This window comes from Streptomyces shenzhenensis, assembly GCF_003688995.1.
Classification (GTDB): Bacteria; Actinomycetota; Actinomycetes; order Streptomycetales; family Streptomycetaceae; genus Streptomyces; species Streptomyces shenzhenensis_A.
This window is the reverse complement of the sequence record NZ_PENI01000088.1, coordinates 1-1,071: the sequence shown is the minus strand read 5'-3', so window position 1 is coordinate 1,071 and position 1,071 is coordinate 1. Positions and strand designations below refer to the sequence as shown.

At 71.6% G+C, this 1,071-nt stretch carries 1 protein-coding gene; it reads right to left on the bottom strand.

Features of this window, described 5'->3' with window-relative positions; all coding sequences use genetic code 11:
* Positions 1 to 1,071 (bottom strand): xylose isomerase (xylA, locus tag CTZ28_RS46295; RefSeq protein WP_121895950.1); only part of this gene is annotated, 1,071 nt, incomplete at both ends.

The following is a 1,071-nucleotide window of genomic DNA, read 5'->3' as shown; positions in this document are numbered from 1 at the left end:
GTCGAAGTCCTCGTAGGCGGTGCGGTCCGCGAGCAGTGCCTGGAGGCCGTCGGCGGCGGTGGGCCGGGCGAGCTGGTCGAGGCGGGCGGCCGTGAGGGCCTGCTGGACCTCGGGGTCGGCGCGGAAGGCGGCGGCGCGGTCCTTGAGGATGAGGTAGTTGCGCATGCAGCCGGCCGCGGAGGCCCACACGCCGTCGAGGTCCTCGGTCCTCGGGGGCTTGAAGTCGAAGTGGCGCGGGCCGTCGTAGCCGGCGCTCTCCAGCAGGTCGACCAGCCAGAACGCGGCCCGCAGGTCACCGGCGCCGAAGCGCAGGTCCTGGTCGTACTTGATGCCGTTCTGGCCGTTGAGGTCGATGTGGAAGAGCTTGCCGGCCCACAGGGCCTGGGCGATGGAGTGGGGGAAGTTGAGGCCGGCCATCTGCTCGTGGCCGACTTCGGGGTTGACGCCGTACAGGGCGGGGCGTTCGAGGCGTTCGATGAAGGCGAGGGCGTGGCCGACGGTGGGCAGCAGGATGTCACCGCGGGGCTCGTTGGGCTTGGGCTCGATGGCGAAGCGCAGGTCGTAGCCCTGGCCGGTGACGTACTCGCCGAGCAGGTCGAAGGCTTCCTTCATGCGGTCCAGGGCGGTGCGGACGTCCTTGGCGGCGCCGGACTCGGCGCCTTCCCGGCCGCCCCAGGCGACGTAGGTCCGGGCGCCGAGTTCGGCGGCGAGGTCGATGTTGCGGAGGGTCTTGCGCAGGGCGTAGCGGCGTACGTCGCGGTCGTTGGCGGTGAACGCGCCGTCCTTGAAGACGGGGTGGGTGAAGAGGTTGGTGGTGGCCATGGGCACGGTCATGCCGGTGGCGTCCAGGGCCTGGCGGAAGCGTTTGATGTGGGCGTCGCGTTCGGCCTCGGAGGAGCCGAAGGGGATCAGGTCGTCGTCGTGGAAGGTCACTCCGTGGGCGCCGAGTTCCGCCAGGCGCCGGACCGACTCGGCCGGGTCCAGGGCCCGGCGGGTGGCGTCCCCGAACGGGTCCCTGCCCTGCCAGCCGACGGTCCACAGGCCGAACGTGAACCGGTCCTCAGGGGTGGG